This window comes from Puniceicoccaceae bacterium (assembly GCA_040224245.1).
Lineage (GTDB): Bacteria > Verrucomicrobiota > Verrucomicrobiia > Opitutales > JAFGAQ01 > JAKSBQ01.
This window is the reverse complement of record JBEGIR010000021.1, coordinates 1-16,459: the sequence shown is the minus strand read 5'-3', so window position 1 is coordinate 16,459 and position 16,459 is coordinate 1. Positions and strand designations below refer to the sequence as shown.

Annotated in this window: 13 protein-coding genes; 7 read left to right on the top strand and 6 right to left on the bottom strand. The window is 54.8% G+C overall.

Going from position 1 to position 16,459, the window contains the following annotated elements; translation table 11 throughout:
• Positions 1 to 95: 95 nt before the first annotated feature.
• Positions 96 to 560, bottom strand: coding sequence for a VOC family protein (locus tag ABQ298_03485; protein ID MEQ9823424.1), 465 nt, complete (start codon positions 558 to 560; stop codon positions 96 to 98).
• A gap of 261 nt (positions 561 to 821) precedes the next feature.
• Between ABQ298_03485 and ABQ298_03480 the strand changes: the two genes are divergently transcribed.
• Complete coding sequence (locus tag ABQ298_03480; GenBank protein ID MEQ9823423.1) at positions 822 to 1,628, top strand: DUF4097 family beta strand repeat-containing protein; 807 nt, start codon at positions 822 to 824, stop codon at positions 1,626 to 1,628.
• A gap of 145 nt (positions 1,629 to 1,773) precedes the next feature.
• On the opposite strand, the gene meaB is transcribed toward ABQ298_03480, so the two are convergent.
• Both meaB and ABQ298_03470 read right to left on the bottom strand, forming a co-directional pair.
• Positions 1,774 to 2,883: a methylmalonyl Co-A mutase-associated GTPase MeaB gene (gene meaB / locus ABQ298_03475; GenBank protein MEQ9823422.1), complete on the bottom strand. Its 1,110-nt coding sequence runs from the start codon at positions 2,881 to 2,883 to the stop codon at positions 1,774 to 1,776.
• 149 nt (positions 2,884 to 3,032) lie between these two features.
• Positions 3,033 to 4,916 (bottom strand): DUF4914 family protein, encoded by a 1,884-nt coding sequence (locus ABQ298_03470; protein MEQ9823421.1) that lies wholly within the window; start codon positions 4,914 to 4,916, stop codon positions 3,033 to 3,035.
• Between the two features lie 176 nt (positions 4,917 to 5,092).
• On the opposite strand from ABQ298_03470, the gene ABQ298_03465 reads away from it, so the two are divergent.
• A complete protein-coding gene (locus ABQ298_03465) occupies positions 5,093 to 6,037 on the top strand; it encodes an AraC family transcriptional regulator (protein ID MEQ9823420.1) in 945 nt (314 codons plus the stop codon).
• 45 nt (positions 6,038 to 6,082) lie between these two features.
• Here the strand turns inward: ABQ298_03465 and scpA are convergent, their stop codons facing one another.
• A complete protein-coding gene (scpA, locus tag ABQ298_03460; protein ID MEQ9823419.1) occupies positions 6,083 to 8,254 on the bottom strand; it encodes a methylmalonyl-CoA mutase in 2,172 nt (723 codons plus the stop codon).
• Positions 8,255 to 8,311: 57 nt separating this feature from the next.
• Entirely contained in the window at positions 8,312 to 10,390 is a 2,079-nt protein-coding gene (locus tag ABQ298_03455; protein ID MEQ9823418.1) for a methylmalonyl-CoA mutase family protein, read from the bottom strand.
• A gap of 184 nt (positions 10,391 to 10,574) precedes the next feature.
• On the opposite strand from ABQ298_03455, the gene ABQ298_03450 reads away from it, so the two are divergent.
• The 4 genes from ABQ298_03450 (at position 10,575) to ABQ298_03435 (ending at position 14,061) form a co-directional block, all read left to right on the top strand.
• Positions 10,575 to 10,865 carry an OadG family protein gene (locus ABQ298_03450; GenBank protein MEQ9823417.1) on the top strand — a complete coding sequence of 97 codons (291 nt, stop codon included), beginning with the start codon at positions 10,575 to 10,577 and terminating at the stop codon, positions 10,863 to 10,865.
• 63 nt (positions 10,866 to 10,928) lie between these two features.
• Positions 10,929 to 11,267, top strand: a complete 339-nt coding sequence (locus ABQ298_03445) for a biotin/lipoyl-containing protein (protein ID MEQ9823416.1) — start codon at positions 10,929 to 10,931, stop codon at positions 11,265 to 11,267.
• Positions 11,268 to 11,331: 64 nt separating this feature from the next.
• Positions 11,332 to 12,462 (top strand): sodium ion-translocating decarboxylase subunit beta, encoded by a 1,131-nt coding sequence (locus ABQ298_03440; GenBank protein MEQ9823415.1) that lies wholly within the window; start codon positions 11,332 to 11,334, stop codon positions 12,460 to 12,462.
• A 102-nt stretch (positions 12,463 to 12,564) separates the two neighbouring features.
• Positions 12,565 to 14,061, top strand: a complete 1,497-nt coding sequence (locus ABQ298_03435) for a succinate CoA transferase (GenBank protein MEQ9823414.1) — start codon at positions 12,565 to 12,567, stop codon at positions 14,059 to 14,061.
• Between the two features lie 83 nt (positions 14,062 to 14,144).
• Here the strand turns inward: ABQ298_03435 and ABQ298_03430 are convergent, their stop codons facing one another.
• Positions 14,145 to 15,503 carry an MATE family efflux transporter gene (locus ABQ298_03430; protein MEQ9823413.1) on the bottom strand — a complete coding sequence of 453 codons (1,359 nt, stop codon included), beginning with the start codon at positions 15,501 to 15,503 and terminating at the stop codon, positions 14,145 to 14,147.
• 150 nt (positions 15,504 to 15,653) lie between these two features.
• On the opposite strand from ABQ298_03430, the gene ABQ298_03425 reads away from it, so the two are divergent.
• A partial coding sequence (locus ABQ298_03425) for a TonB-dependent receptor (GenBank protein ID MEQ9823412.1) occupies positions 15,654 to 16,459 on the top strand: 806 nt, incomplete at its 3' end.

Genomic DNA, 16,459 nt, shown 5'->3' with positions numbered 1-16,459 from the left:
TCCGGGGGTTTTTCACAACAATCATCTCTTAACAAGCACTTTGCATCGGGATTTCCATGCAAGGGAAACCCAACTCAAAAATACTCTCGAGTTGTTCACGACTTGGCAGCAATCACTTCTGCCGGGGCCTGAACCAACTCTACCAAAACTCCTTCTGAGCAGAGTGGAAACTCCTCATTCGCCTTGGGATGGATGAAACATACATTGTACCCGCTAGCTCCCGGTCGAATGCCACCTGGCGTGAAGCGAACTCCCTGTGCAGTCAGCCACTGTACTGCCTTTTCAAGATCATCTACCCACAAGCCGACGTGATTCAGCGCAGGTTCATGTACCTTCGGTTTTTTTTCGGGATCGAGCGGTTGCATCAGATCCACCTCAACCGCATGGGGTCCACTGCCCATCAGCAGTACATCCTCATCCACGTTTTCACGCTCGCTCTGAAAATCCTTCTCCTTGACCAGACCCAGCATGTCCACCCAGAAGGTAGCCAGTTTGCCCTTGTCCAGGCCACCGATCGCGATCTGTTGAATTCCTAACACTTTAAATGGTCGTTTTTCCATGACGCAGAAGCTAATGACTAATAGTCACGTATTCAAGTATTAGATTTTCTAAATTTCAGAATTAAGAGACTCTGAAAGCCTCAGTTGTATCGTCTACAAAATTGGCCGATTTCGCCAAGATCTTAAATTCCTCGCCAAATTATCAGGTAATTCACGCTCTGTGGCAGTGGATTTTCCAGGCTTCTTCCCCTATTTCGGGGAATCTGAAACATTTGGCATGATGCAAGCGTATGTTCATTCACAATAAACCTGCTATTCATCATGCATAAGACATTCCCTATTCCTACCCTGCTTTCCCTGCTTTTGATCGGGCTCGGAACCGCAGTATATACTCAGGCAGCCAGCCTGGAAGACAGCGTCACTCATCAGTTTTCCGCTGCAGAGTTCGAGCGCGTGGAAGTTTCCAACATCAACGGCTCCATCACCTGCACCGGCGATGCTTCTGATCAGATTGAACTGATCGCCATCCGCAAGGTGCGGGCGGGCAGCGATTCCGATGCCGAATCCTACCTTGAACAGATTCAAATCGATATCAAGCCCGACGGCTCCACCCTGAAAGTGGAAACCAAACTACCGCGCAAACAGGGCGGTTTCTGGCAGTGGGTCACGGGATCACAACTCAATGCAACCGTGGAATACCAACTCCGGGTACCCGCCGGCATGAACGTCGGTCTCGATTCCGTCAATGGTTCCATCAGTGCCGATGCACTGGAGGGTTCCGTCAATATCGAAACCGTCAATGGGCGGATTCACGCCAGTAACTTGCACGCAAAAGCCCAAATGGAAACTGTGAACGGTTCGATTGAATGCAGTTTTGCATCTGATGCATCGTTTGAGTCCCTCTCCTTCGAAACTGTCAACGGCAGCATCAAGGTTAAACTCCCTGCCAATGCAGCATTTGATCTCGACATTGAAACCGTGAATGGCGGCATTCACTGCGATTTCGATCTGCCTGCCGATGCCGTACATAAACGCCGGGAGCTTCACGCTCGTATCAACGGTGGCGGCCCCAGGGTAAAACTTGAGACAGTCAATGGATCTGCGAGCGTCAAAGCACTCGAAATCTAGTCCCGCTTTCGCTCAGATTACGCACACTTTTTCGGAGTCAATCCACCGAAAAGATCACAACGATACAAAGCAACAACATCAGTGGCCGCCCTTTCAGGTTCGAGGGCGGCCATCTCTGTTTCCACACCTGTGGCCCCAGATTCCGTCAGGCATCCCTCAAAAAGATTTCGAGCAAATCCCTGGCGGCAGTGTAGGCGGGAAGTTCTCCACCGGCAACCTGTTGCTCCAGTTCCCGGAGCCGGGGTTTCACTGCAGGATGATGCAAAAAACGCTGCTTGAGTTCCTGCAACATCATCTCGTGCATCCAATTCACGTTTTGCTGAGCACGGCGCCTTTCGAGCAACCCCTTCAACCTCAGGTGCTCCTGGAACGCTTCCACCCTGGACCAGAGTTCCTGCACCCCATCTCCGGTTTTTGCCGAACACGTCAGTGCCGGGATCTTCCATCCCGGGGTATAGGGGGTGAGGTAGTGCAGCACGGTTTCCATTTCGCTTCGGGCACGCTGGGCACGCAGCATATTGTTTCCGTCAGCCTTGTTCACCGCAAAAATATCAGCCAGCTCCACAACTCCTTTTTTGATGCCCTGAAGGTCATCCCCCGCTCCCGCAATCGTGAGCAACAGGAAGCAATCCACCATCTGACGAACCGTTGTTTCGTTCTGCCCTACACCGACGGTCTCCACCAGAATCGTATCGAATCCAGCCGCCTCACACAGCACGATGGTCGAGCGGCTCTTTTCCGCCACACCACCCAGTGCTCCACCCGTCGGGGACGGGCGAATGAATGCGCGCTCGTCGCGAGCGAGCTTTTCCATGCGGGTCTTGTCACCGAGTATACTGCCGCCGCTGAGACTTGAACTTGGATCGACCGCGAGCACCGCAACACGATGCCCCCGCTCACAGAGCGTGACACCCAGGGATTCCACAAAGGTGCTCTTTCCCGCGCCCGGCACGCCCGTAATTCCTACCCGGGTCGACTTGCCAGCATGGGGCAACAGCTCCCGCAAGACTGCCTGACCCAGCTCCCGATGGGATTCTGCATTGCTTTCGATCAGGGTGATTGCCCGTGCCAGGATTGTGCGGTTCTGCTCGAGCACTCCCGCCACATAGTCTTGCACCGACAAGTCTCGCCGTTTCTTTCGGGCACGACTTGATACAGGGGTCGACCCGCTCACCCCCTTCATCACAAAGGAGGCAAACTCAGGACCCGCTTCACTCGGTGCCCATTCCGGTTTGTTAACTTTTGAATCTTCCATGCGCTGCAGCATCAGGGTAGAACCAGATCCGGTCATCCTGAATCCAGCGTTCTATCATAGCACAGCAAGGCAATGCAACCTTCCGTCAGAGCGGAAGGCTGCATAGGGTTGCGACCTGGCAAAGCGGCGCTTCGGCTGCACTCACAAAATCATGCCTCCCGGACCAGCGTGCCGTGAGGGATGAGATTTTCATAGTCTTCAAGGCTTCCCTTGTCCATGCAGCACTGGATGATTTCCCGGCCCAGTGGCATCAGGTCTTCAACCTGAAACTGACGCAGTTCCTTGCAGAAGAAATCATGCAGAATCTTTGCCCCAGCTTCGTAAGCCTCCTGCCCCACTTCGGGTTGTTTCTCAACCTGGAAGAACCAGGACCCAATCGGACGGCCCTCGACCAGAATCGAACTGGGAGTCCACCCGAGAAGCGGGCATCGGCAGGGTTGCACCTGTGAGGCCTGAAAATTTGCGCCTCCACGCCGGGCCAGGTACTCCCGAGTCACCCATTGTGGCATGAAACTCACCTCCCAGGCCCCAATGTGCTGATTCGGAACGAGCACATACTTCACTTTCGGAGTGTCCAGAATCTGCTTGAGAATGAGGTTGGCCTGATCGACCCGCCTTCCCGTTGCAAAGGGCCAGTAGGAACCCACTCCCTCACTCGACATTCCCTCGGTTGCAACGATGCTCGGATTCGCATGCCCGCGCGGTGCGACCAGACGCCACAACCAACCCAGCGACGGAGGCAACAGGTGAAACATGCCCAGTATCCCATAACTCGGATTTTCCCTCGTGCAGGGCGGTGTGCGCACCCCAAAAGACCGGATGTCGATGTCAAGGGTGCCGCGATGCACATGCGGCACAGCATCACAGGGAACAATCACCCGCGGATTGGGACAGCGCTGGCCCGGAGCATCTTCGATGTGGTCCCAGATCAGCGCCGTTCCTCCGGGCTGGCCATCAATGTTGAGAAACAACAGCGGTTTACTGGCATGAATGCACAACTTTTCCAGGTGAGGGTCGACCCCATATCGCTCAATGTGGTTTACCCGAACAAACCATGCATCCTCCGCATCCACCAAGGTCAACTTCCCATTGCCCTTGTTCAGACTCGGATGACACAAAGCCATGTCGTCCGCAACCGGGCGGATGTGGCAACACTGGGGGATTGTAATCGTACGAACCTCTCCGGACAGCGTATTGCGACCCAGGCAAAGGGATCCATCCTCTTCCCGATGAGGCAACTCCAGCATTTCACTCTTGCCACCACCGCTTGCACCTTCATGAGAGATGCCAATGCTGTTTTCGTAGGGCGTGACGATCTGAGCCGCAGAGCAGTGCATCGTAATCCAGTCTTCCTTTTCCCCAATGGTCAGCAATACTCCATAAATTCCCTTCTTCGCGCTCGGTCCAGGATAGAGATTGTAGCTGAACAGCTCGTGCATCGCTTCTCCACGATGATGCACGACAACTTGCTTGCCATCGAGGTGTGTGTGTCGAAACGGAGGAGCGACATAAATGATCGCCTTGGGTTCAAAATCATAGGGTAACTCAGAGGGAGGCGTCAGCCCTTGCAGCATGGCGAGGCCAAGTGCAAAAAAACCTGCATTGGACGGAGCAATGACGAGCGCATCTGTTCCTTTCCCCGGCAAGCCCGCTGTAAAGGCAAAACAGGCCAGTTCCTGAGTCTTGAGCCATTCAAAGGTCTGTTGCCGCAACTCCGAAAAGCTTTTGCCGTAGCGTTGCTCATAGGTCGGCTTATCGGTTGGCAGGGAATCTCCGATGACCATGCAGTCAGGATCCCGGCGGCGCATGTAAGGTTCAAAATAGTTGGCACAGATCCCATTTTTTACCCTGCAGACACGCGCTTCCTTCACCCTTCCCTTTCCCGGAACCTCGTAGTCAACCACATGCCACCCATCGGGACCTGCATCCCTCACCGCAAGATCGATCAACATGTCCACGTTCTCCGCCATGGTGACTTTGGGTGCATGGGCAATCACATCCACTGCGTGCGGCGGTAGTTTCATGCGTTCCATAATTTTCGAGAGATCCTTGGGCTGGCTTGTTTTCATAATAGTGAAATGAGATTGCTACAGATTTTGATATCAGTTTATATCCTACTCGATCTTATCCTACAAATCTAGAACCGCTGCTTCCATTTTTTGCTCTTTTTTGATCTAAATTTCTGCAAGTTCACCTTTCTCAATCCATCATGCCCCAAACGCTTTCCAGAGCCTTACGCATCCGCCTTGCGCACAGCGATGCACTGCGGCAATGCCTGACTGACGCACATTGGATCAGCGGCTTGCATGCAGTGTTTCTATCCCCAGAAGGCGAAGTTCTGGGTGCCTATCCGCGCAAATGGGATCACCCCTTCTGTAATCTGCTCCGGAAACAGTCCGTTCAACACCTGCCCTGCAGTCACTGCGAATGGAGTCGTGGCGACTTGCCAACCGTCGACCTCAGCGCTCCTGCATGCCCAGCCCTGCTCACTTCGCTGGTCCATGAAATCCGCGTCGAAAACCAGCTGGTCGCGCGCATTGCCCTCATGTCCTATCGAGAAGCACACAGGGATCTGCAGGCCTGTCAAAGCGCGTGGATCCGACTCGCTCGCGAATCGGTCGCAATCTCCTGGAATGAATGGAAAGCAGCATGGAACGCAACCGTATGCCTGAACGAAAACCAGGTTGCCGCACTGCGTCGCTGGCTGCGCCTTGCGGTGCAGGAGGTGATGAAAGAGTTGGATACTGATCCGCGCTTGCGCGGACGCGAACCCGCACTGCCGGGACTGGTCCACCGCACCTGTGCAATCGTCAGACAACACTACATGCAACCCCTTCGCCTGAGTGGAATTGCAGAGCAATGTGGTGTCAGCGCCGAGCACCTCAGCCGCGTCTTTCACCAGTCAACCGGCTTGCGTTTTCGCGACTATCTGGCCGAGGTGCGCCTCAATGAAGCCAGCCGTCTGCTGATGGAGGAAAACATGCGAATTGCCGAGGTGGCCGAATCCGTTGGGCACAACAGTCTGTCCCGCTTCAACCGCGCCTTCAAGGACTACACGGGCATGACTCCGGGTGCATGGCGCCGGCGGGCACGCTCCCGGCATTGGAATCGCGACGAAGGAACAGGCGAACCCGACAACCCAATACCTGAGTAACCACCGGGTGCGCCCACAACCCATTGCCATGCTCAGCGCAAAGACCTAAAGGTCTTCCAGAAGATCGAGCAACTGATTCGCCGAATCTGTGATAACCGTGCCCGGTCCAAAAATCGCGGATGCACCGTTTTCATAGAGATAATCATAATCCTGCGCCGGTATTACTCCGCCACAGACCACGATCATGTCCTCACGGTCCAGCTTGCGCAGTTCCGCCACCAGATGGGGCAACAAGGTCTTGTGCCCCGCCGCCAGCGAACTCATCGCCACAATGTGACAATCATTCTCGACCGCCTGTCGTGCCGTTTCTTCGGGAGTCTGAAACAAGGGTCCGATGTCCACATCAAAGCCCATATCCGCATAGGCGGTTGCCACCACCTTTGCTCCACGGTCGTGACCGTCCTGTCCCATCTTCGCGACCATGATGCGGGGACGACGACCTTCTTTTGCTTCAAATGCCTTGGTGCGCTGTTTTACCTTTTCCATGGCTTCCTGATTTCCAAACTCACTGCTGTAGACTCCCGAGATCGAACGAATAACCGCCTGGTGGCGACCAAAGGTCTTTTCACAGGCATCCGAGATCTCCCCGAGCGATGCGCGTGCCTGAGCAGCAGCAACCGCCAGTTCAAGCAGATTGCCCTTGCCCGATGCGGCGGCAGCTTCCAGTGCATGCAATGCTGCCTGGCACGCGGATTCGTCACGCTCTGCCCGAAGCTTTTTCAAGCGCTCAATCTGACTGAGGCGAACTGCGGTATTATCGATGTCGAGAATTTCGAGCGGATCCTCCTTCTCCAGGCGATACTTGTTCACCCCGACGATGGTTTCCTTTCCACTGTCGATCCAGGCCTGGCGCCTCGCGGCAGCTTCCTCAATGCGTAACTTCGGAAGACCTTCTTCAATCGCTTTGGCCATGCCACCGTAGGACTCCACCTCGCAGATGTGGTCCCAACCCTTTCGAATCAGCTCCTGCGTCAGCGATTCGAGGTAGTACGAACCACCCCAGGGGTCAATGACCTTGCAGATGCCCGTTTCATCCTGCAAGAAGAGCTGTGTATTGCGCGCGATGCGGGCAGAAAAATCGGTCGGCAGCGCAATTGCTTCATCCAGCGCATTGGTATGCAAGCTCTGCGTATGCCCCAGGGAAGCCGCCATCGCTTCGACACAAGTTCGTGCAACGTTGTTGTAAGGATCCTGCTCGGTCAGACTCCAGCCCGATGTCTGCGAGTGCGTGCGCAACGCAAGGGACTTTGGGTTTTTCGGATTGAACTCATTGACAATTCGCGCCCAGAGCACGCGAGCCGCACGCATTTTGGCAACTTCCATGAAGTAGTTTTTCCCCTGTGCCCAGAAAAAGGACAGGCGGGGCGCAAACGCGTCTACCGGAATACCAGCCTGGATGCCCGCACGGATGTACTCACGACCATCGGCCAGCGTATAGGCCATTTCGAGATCCGCAGTCGCTCCCGCCTCCTGCATGTGGTAGCCGGAAATGGAAATCGAGTTGAACTTCGGCATGTACTTCGAAGTGTACTCAAAGATGTCCGCAATGATCTTCATCGAAGGCACTGGCGGGTAGATGTAGGTGTTGCGCACCATGTACTCCTTGAGGATATCATTCTGGATCGTCCCGCTGAGTTCCTCGAGCTTCGCACCCTGCTCCAGCGCCGCGACGATGTAAAAGGCAAGCACTGGCAGCACTGCACCGTTCATGGTCATGGAAACGGAAACCTTGTTCAGCGGAATGCGATCAAAAAGAATCTCCATGTCGAGAATGGAGTCGATCGCAACCCCCGCCTTGCCGACATCACCAACGACCCGATCATGATCGGAATCATAGCCCCGGTGCGTTGCCAGATCAAAGGCGACTGAAAGACCCGTCTGCCCGGCGGCAAGATTGCGCCGATAAAAGGCATTGGATTCCTCCGCCGTCGAAAATCCGGCGTATTGACGCACCGTCCACGGGCGAAAGACATACATGGTGGCATAGGGTCCGCGCAGGAAGGGAGGGATGCCTGCCTGGTATCGCGTGTGAACCATGCCTTGGGTATCCTCCGCCGTATAGAGCGGCCTGACATTGATCTGCTCAGCAGTTCGCCAAGACATTTCGTCGATGTCGCGGCCCAGTTGCTCCTGAAAACGAGCCTTCCACGCCTGAAGATCAGCTGGTGCCGCATCTTCGCGATAGCTCAATTGAGTGAAATCCGGTTGTGGTGCCATGGTGTAAAAGTGTTTTTTTGTTTGAATGGGTGTTTGGAATGGTCAAATCCGCAGACATCAAGCGATGCCACCGGTCCGTTTCATCAAGCGCTCGAGCATCTGATAGTTATTGACCCTCACGTTCACAAAGTCATCGACTCCCGCATCGCGCCAGCGCTGCTCCGACTCTCCCGGTGCTCCGGCAAGAATCACATAAATTGACGCATCCACCGATTTGATCGCACGCGCCAGGGTTTCAGCCCATTCGGCATAGGCCTCGTCAGACGATGTGATCACCGCAACGGCCGCACCGCTGTTGCTCAACGCCTGCGTCAGCGAGTCAACCGATTCAAAATCGGTGTCGTTAATCACCTCAAATCCTCCGGCCTGATAAAACGCGGATGTCCAGTCTGCACGCATGCGATAGCTGCGGGACGGACCCCAGTTCGCCTGAAAGATACGTGGAGCATGCCCATGTTGAGCACGGTAGGAAGCCGACGCCGCCCGCAGTGCCTCATAGGCCTCCGCAGCACGCCGGGTCGGAAGTGCTTCAATCACATCTTCCACTCTGCCCTCGCGGTAGCCTGCCACCACTTCTCCCAGGGTTGCTCCATCCAAAAACGCCTGCGCCAAATCATCACCAACCGACGCCCTTCCCTTCGCAACCGCAACCGCCGCTGCACGCTCTGCCTTGAGCGCCGCGTAATCGACCGGACGCGGATCGAGCGGTTTTTCAGTCGCGTTGGCATATTGATTGGTTCCAACAATGACGTCGCGCCGCGTTTCAATATTGGACAGGCGCTTTGCCGCAACATCGGCAATGCTGCGCTGAACCATGCCGGACTTCATCGCCGCAAGAATGCCGCCTTCTGCCTCAACCTTTTGAAACCACTGCCATGCCTTTTGCGCAACCTGATCTGTCAACCACTCCACGTAATAGGAGCCGCCGGCAGGATCGATCACGCGTGTGAGATCACACTCTTCCGCCAAAATCGTATGCACGTTGCGGGCAATGCGGCGTGAAAATGCATCGGGCTGACGCACCACCTCATCAAAGGGTCCAACATGCAGACTGTCACATCCACCAATCACTGCGGAAAACGCTTCCGATGTCACACGCAACATGTTCACATAAGGATCCACCTGCGTCTTGTTCCAGATCGAGGTGCGTGCATGCAGGTGAAGCGGCAGCACATCCAACTCCACTCCCCATGCCCGAAGCATGCGGGACCACAACAGCCGCGAGGCACGAAGCTTGGCAATCTCAAGGAAATAATGACTGCCGATGCCGAGTCCCAGTCGCATGCTGGAGGCGATCACACCCACATCCAAGCCCTGCTCATGGAGCAGCTTGAAATAGGCATTGGCCACCGCAAGTGAAAATCCAAGTTCCTGCACGGCGCTGGAACCCGCGTTGTGGAACACGTTTCCATCGACATAAATGACACCCAATGCGGATTCCTTAAGGTCGCTCACCGGACCCGCCAACTCCTTGATGGCAGCCTCCATCTTCAGCGGACTGCCTCCGTTGCGCGCCCAAAAACCAATCGGATCCGCCCCCAGGTTCCCGTGCAGCTGCTTCAGGTCGATGCCGCGCTTGCTCGCATAGGCACGAAGCATTTGATAGACTGCTACCGCGCTGGTTCCCGACTCCACAAAAAGACTCACTTCACGGAGGTCGACTCCGTCCAGTGCGATTTCAAGATCTTCAAGTGTCGTGAGGGACAATCCGCAACCCCCAACCTCCCCTTCACGGGCGAGATCCGCATCGATTCCCTTTTGCGAGGCGTAGTCGAGCACCACGTGCACCTCAGTCACACCTCCGTTCAGGTCTTGTTTCAATGCAGCATTCAATTCGGATGCGCGCGCGCCAGTTTGCTCCTGCGAAACCTTCCAGCGACCCCCGACAACTCCACTGGCGGAACGTGCCCGAACATAACTTCCCGCACCGGGAAGGTCCGCAGCAAACGGGAGCAGCGCCCGGTCCTCTTCCCGAAAGATCGGTTGCAGCTCAAAGCCTTCATAGGTCGGCGTCACAAGCACTTTTTCAAAGGGTTTTCCCTTCAGAAGCGCCTCAGCCGCATCCTTCCATTCCTGATAGGAGTGCGCCGGAAAAGTCGCCTGCAACTCCTGTTCGATTTCAGATAATGCCGTCATGTCTAATAGTCTCTCAAACCTCCGAAGCTCCAAATTTGAAGCCTGTTTAACGTTTTATGATTGCATGAGGATTTAAAATTAATCTAGGTGGTAGCAATAAAATTATTTAATAATTGTCATTTCTTATGATAATTTTTCTAATCGAACTGAATTCCATTTATCATCACTTAATCAACTGATTTCCATGCCACACGATACTACATCCACGCTGCCCACACTGAGTACCTTGGAGGCCGTGTCCTATCTATTATACGGGTTCGGGGTCGTCCTCGCAACCCTCGTTCTGCTCTGGCTTGCCACGGCAGCCATGAGCAAGCTCGTCAAGACACTGGGACTCGACCAGATGCCCGCACCTGTTTCCCGACCAAACCCGAGTCCCATTATTCCCGATGAAACCATCGCGGTGATCACGGCAGCCGTCAGCTTTGCAACCGGAGGAAAGGCCACGATCCAGTCCATCCGAAAGAAACCCTGAGTTCAGGAACGACCCCATTCACAACCCTTCATCCATTCACCCATTTCAACGCTTCGTTCACATATGAAAAAACTTAACGTCACGGTCAACGGCACCGTCTATGAAGTCACTCTCGAATCCGCCACATCCGGCAGCGCCAGTGCAGCACCCGCCGCCGCCGACCCGGCTCCCGCTGCTGCTTCAGGTGAAGGAAACACCATTCACAGTCCGCTCGCAGGCAGCATCGTCAAAATCGAAGTCAGCGCGGGACAGAGCGTCTCTGAAGGACAGCGCCTTTTCACCATGGAAGCCATGAAGATGAATACCTATGTCACCGCCGAAAAGGCCGGCAAGGTCACTGCCATTCTCGTGAAGGAAGGGGATCAGGTCGGAGAGGGACAGCCCTTGCTCGAACTCGCCTGAACGCACGGATAATGAATGGTATAAGGCATTCTACAGCGCAAATCCCAAATCATGGAGTCTTTGCATGGATATTAATCTGAACACACTTTTGGAAAATACGGGGATCGCCGCAATTTCGTGGCAGATGCTGGTCATGTGGGTTGTCGTCGGCATCCTGCTTTATCTTGCGGTTAAGAAGGGATTTGAGCCACTGTTGCTCGTACCGATCGCATTTGGCGCCCTGCTTGCCAATCTGCCTACACAGGGCATTCTGAACGAACCGATCGGCGATCATCCCGGCGGATTGTTCTACTACTTCAGCAAGGGCATTGAGTTCGAAATCTTCCCTCCACTCATTTTTCTCGGTGTGGGGGCACTGACCGACTTTGGTCCACTGATTGCCAATCCGCGCACATTGCTGCTGGGAGCTGCCGCACAGTTTGGAGTCTTTGCAACCTTCCTCGGAGCAATGTTTCTCGGATTTGATACAGGTGCCTGTGCAGCGATCGGAATCATTGGGGGTGCCGACGGTCCCACCTCTATTTTTCTGGCCAATAAACTTGCTCCCGAACTGCTCGCTCCCATCGCTGTAGCCGCCTACAGCTACATGGCACTGGTCCCGGTCATTCAACCACCCATCATGCGTTTGCTAACGACTCAAAAGGAGCGCAAAATCCGCATGAAGTCACTGCGCCCAGTCAACAAGCTCGAAAAACTGTTGTTTGCGGTTGTCGTCATGGTGTTCTGCATCGTGCTCGTTCCGGCGGCATCTCCGCTGATTTTCATGCTGTTCCTTGGAAACTTCCTGCGCGAATGCGGCGTCACTGAGCGCCTGAGCAAGGCGGCCCAGAATGAACTGATCAACATCGTGACCATCCTGCTGGGAACCAGCGTGGGTGTCACCATGAGCGGCAACAGTTTTCTCACGATGGAAACCCTGTCCATCCTGTTCATGGGGGTCATTGCCTTCGCCATCGCAACTGCAGCAGGAGTGCTCATGGCCAAACTCATGAACCTGATTTCGAAAACCCCAATCAATCCGCTCATCGGTTCCGCCGGGGTGTCCGCCGTGCCCATGGCCGCACGCGTTTCCCATGTGGAGGGACAGAAATCCGATCCGGGCAACTTTCTGCTCATGCATGCCATGGGACCGAACGTTGCAGGCGTGATCGGCACCGCACTGGTCGCCGGGTTTTTCATCTCCACTCTCGCCTGAGCCAGCAATCCCCCGAAAACCGGGCAAATCCATTTTACACGACATGACAGCATACCGTGTGCGCAACGCTTTCACCGCGCATCCACAACCATTATCAAACCAATGAGGGCAAAAGGAATAAGAGAACTGACTGCCGACGAGGCAGCATCCATGATCCAACATGAGGACGTGATCGGCTTCAGCGGGTTTACGCCTGCAGGGGCATGTAAGGTCATTCCTCGCGCAATCGCCAAAAAGGCACTCGCTGAGCACAACGAAGGTCGTCCCTTCAAGGTGGGCGTCGTAACAGGTGCCTCCACCGGACCGTCACTCGACGGTGAATTGGCCAAAGCCAACGCGGTGCTTTTCCGCACGCCCTATCAGTCTGATCCCAACTTGCGCAAGCAGATCAACTCAGGTGAGACCCGGTTTTATGACATGCACCTCTCACTGCTGCCACAGTATGTGAGATATGGATTTCTCGGAAAGTTCAACTGGGCCATCGTCGAGGCCTGTGATGTAAATGAAAAGGGTGAAATCGTGCTCAGCACCTCCGTTGGTGCCAGCCCCACCTTTCTTGAGGTTGCCGACCGAATCATCGTCGAACTCAACGAATATCACCCAACCGAACTGCGGGGATTTCACGACATCTACATGCCCGACAATCCACCGCACCGTCGCGAGATTCCCGTCTACCGTGCCGATCAGCGCATAGGTCGTGAAGTCGTCAGCGTGGACCCGAAGAAGATCGTTGGATTTGTTCGCAGCAATGAGGCCGATGAGGTCAACCCGTTCAAACCCAGTGACCCCATCACCGAAAAAATCGGGGAGAACACGGCCAATTTTCTCGCATCCGAAATTGCCAAGGGCACCATTCCGGCGGGCTTTCTGCCCATCCAAAGCGGTGTCGGCAACATCGCAAATGCGGTGCTTGGTGCAATGGGAGCTCACCCGGATATTCCTGCATTTGACCTCTACTCCGAGGTCATTCAGGACTCCGTCATCGATTTGATGGATGCGGGCAATGTGCGCTTTGCCAGTGGTACGTCGCTCACAGTCACCAAGGACGTCGTCAAACGAATCTATTCCAACCTGAGCGCCTACAGCCGCAAGATCCTACTCCGTCCGCAGGAGATTTCGAACAACCCGGAGATCGTCAGGCGCCTGGGCATCATTTCGATCAATACCGCGCTGGAGGTCGATATTTTTGGAAATGTCAATTCCACGCACGTGCTTGGGAAAAACATGATGAACGGGATCGGTGGTTCCGGGGACTTCACCCGCAACGCCTACATCTCCATCTTCACCTGCCCATCCGTTGCAAAGGGTGGTCTGATCTCGGCCGTGGTGCCCAACTGCAGCCACATGGATCACAGTGAGCATTCGGTGCAGGTTGTCGTCACCGAACAGGGCATCGCCGACTTGCGAGGCAAGGATCCCATGGAGCGGGCCAAACTGATCTGCGAAAACTGCGCACACCCGGAGTACCGTCCGTTGTTGCAGAGCTATTTCGCCGAGGTCAGTGACGGACACACTCCAGCGTCCCTGCAGAAGGCCTATGCCATGCACCAGGCCTTCCTTGAAAGCGGTGATATGCGCAACGTGAAGTTCAAATTCTGATCCGATTTTTTCTGCCGGATTTTCCAACGCAGCCTCACTCCGGTGGGGCTGCGTTTTTTACTTCAACTCCAACAATCTGGAGGTCAAGCCCTGACCGGAGTCACGCCATCCCGGACAAGACTCATGGACTTCCAGTGAAAGCGCACGGTCAGCAAAACCGCCGAAAGCGCGAGTCCGGTTGCAAGCCCCACCCAAATTCCGGTTCCGTCCCAACCGAATTTGAAGGCCAATACGTATGCCAGCGGAAGGCAAACACCGTAATAGACAAACATCACGATCACCGTAGGCACCTTCACATCGCGCATGCCGCGCAGGGACGACATCATCGCAATCTGCACACCATCAAAGACCTGAAACAAGCCTGCAATGACCAGCAATCCCGCAGCCAGCACTATCACTTCAGGATCCACCACAAACCAGGTCGGAATCACGTTTCGGGTCAGAATCAATGCCACCATACAGGTGGACATGAACGTCACGTTTGCGAACCAGCCCACCCAGCCAGCCCGACGCAGTCCCACGTAATCGCGTCGTCCCAGAAACTGCCCAACGCGTACCGTGGTTGCAAAGGAAATCCCCAGCACGACCATGAAGGTGGAAGCCGCCACATTGATTGCGATCTGATGTGCGGCCAGTGTCGCTTCGCTGATCCAACCCATCATGATCGCAGCGAATACAAAGGCACTCACTTCAAAGATCAGCTGAAATCCACTCGCGAGTCCCAAGGTGAGGTACTCCCTTACCTCAAACAGGCGGATGCGAAACCAGTCCATCGAAAGGAAGCGGAACTGCCAGCGCGCGCCCAGTGCGACCATCGCGATCAGTGCCAAAGCCGCAAGAATACGCGCAATCAGCGTTGCGATTCCCGCTCCGGTCAATCCCATGGCAGGAATGCCCATCCTGCCAAAAATGAACACCCAGTTCAGCCCCACGTTGGCAAGCAACATCCCGATGGTAACCAGCAGGGGAAGCCAGGGACGGTTCATGGCTTCCATGTAGTTCTTGTGACAGGCAAAAATAATCGCTGGCACGAGTGAACCCAACAGTAACAAATAATATGGGCCTGCCTGCTCCAGCACCTCCTGAGACTGCCCAAACAGGGAGAGCATGGGAGCCGCCAGCATGAACGCCCCGGCCAGAAGGACTGCAACGAAGGTCGACACCACCAGTCCGACACGCAGCACATGGTTTGCCTTGGCCTGATCCTCTTCTCCATAAGCACTGGAGACCAGAATGGATACCACCAGTGTCAGTCCGTAACAGAAAACAATCGGGATCGTGAACACGCTGCTTGCAAATGCGGAAGCCGCCAGGGGAATGACGCCAACACGACCAATCATCGCTGCATCAATCACCTGGATCAAATGCTGGCTCACCTGGTTCAATACCATTGGAAATGCCAGAATCGCTGTTTTTTGCAGCTCGGTAATCCACGATTTCATGAGAGAAAAACTTTCAATCAATCCCGAAGCACACCTAAGCACAAGGAAATTGATCCTGGAATATGCGTGTGAACCAATATTAATTGTTAAGTTAACTTAACAAGTAACTTAACATTTGACAAAATCCATTCCTCCACCTTTGCCTTTGAAATGCGATTTTTCCCAACTCCTTCCCTTGCTTTCGTGCTCAGCCTGCTGCCAGTTGGCATGGCAAGTGCGCAGTCTGATGACGGTGTTACCACGCTGGATCCCTATCTGGTACGCGCCGTCAATGTTGCCAATGAGACCCCCCTGCCCACCTATGCAAATCCCGTGTCCCTGCTCAATTTTGCAGCGCGGGTGGATGTGCAGAGTCGCAACTTCGCTGAGGCTCAGGGCGATGTCAGTATTCGCGGTGGTACCTTTGAAAACACGGGCTTTACCGTTGGCAATCTGGCCATCTTCGACCCTCAAACGGGTCACTACCTGACCGAACAACCCATCGACCCCATGATGTTGGGTCAACCCAAAGTGCTGACCGGATATGCCAATTTCCAGCATGGCTTCAATGCCACATCGGGCACAATCCGGTTTCGGTGGCGCCCCCTGTCGGCACCCGTACGCCAGCTCATTCTTTCGTTCGGCGAAAATCGTCTGAATACCCAATCGCTTTACATTGCCGAACCGCTACGCAGCGGTTCAACCCAAATCACCTGGGATGCGGGCATCGCCCGCTCCGAAAGCGATGGGAGCATCCGAGCAGGCGATCATTCCTTTGAACGCTATGCCGCGCGCCTGCAAATCCGCACCCCCCGTTCTCAGCTGCACCTGTTCGCCGGTTATCAGGACAAGTTCTTTGGCTGGCCCAACCTTTACACTCCCTTCAATGTGGATGAAACGGAATCCATCCAAACCCTGCTGCTGCTCACGGATTTTCAGCTTCAGCTCGATGCGGATTCCACACTCAGCCTTGCCGG

Excerpts from the sequence above, each read along its gene's own strand:
- ABQ298_03470 (MEQ9823421.1), bottom strand. The coding sequence starts at position 4,916 with ATGGAACGCATGAAACTACCGCCGCACGCAGTGGATGTGATTGCCCAT.
- ABQ298_03430 (MEQ9823413.1), bottom strand. The coding sequence starts at position 15,503 with ATGAAATCGTGGATTACCGAGCTGCAAAAAACAGCGATTCTGGCATTT.
- ABQ298_03450 (MEQ9823417.1), top strand. The coding sequence starts at position 10,575 with ATGCCACACGATACTACATCCACGCTGCCCACACTGAGTACCTTGGAG.
- ABQ298_03435 (MEQ9823414.1), top strand. The coding sequence starts at position 12,565 with ATGAGGGCAAAAGGAATAAGAGAACTGACTGCCGACGAGGCAGCATCC.
- ABQ298_03480 (MEQ9823423.1), top strand. The coding sequence starts at position 822 with ATGCATAAGACATTCCCTATTCCTACCCTGCTTTCCCTGCTTTTGATC.
- ABQ298_03455 (MEQ9823418.1), bottom strand. The coding sequence starts at position 10,390 with ATGACGGCATTATCTGAAATCGAACAGGAGTTGCAGGCGACTTTTCCG.
- meaB (MEQ9823422.1), bottom strand. The coding sequence starts at position 2,883 with ATGGAAGATTCAAAAGTTAACAAACCGGAATGGGCACCGAGTGAAGCG.
- ABQ298_03465 (MEQ9823420.1), top strand. The coding sequence starts at position 5,093 with ATGCCCCAAACGCTTTCCAGAGCCTTACGCATCCGCCTTGCGCACAGC.
- ABQ298_03485 (MEQ9823424.1), bottom strand. The coding sequence starts at position 560 with ATGGAAAAACGACCATTTAAAGTGTTAGGAATTCAACAGATCGCGATC.
- ABQ298_03445 (MEQ9823416.1), top strand. The coding sequence starts at position 10,929 with ATGAAAAAACTTAACGTCACGGTCAACGGCACCGTCTATGAAGTCACT.
- scpA (MEQ9823419.1), bottom strand. The coding sequence starts at position 8,254 with ATGGCACCACAACCGGATTTCACTCAATTGAGCTATCGCGAAGATGCG.
- ABQ298_03440 (MEQ9823415.1), top strand. The coding sequence starts at position 11,332 with ATGGATATTAATCTGAACACACTTTTGGAAAATACGGGGATCGCCGCA.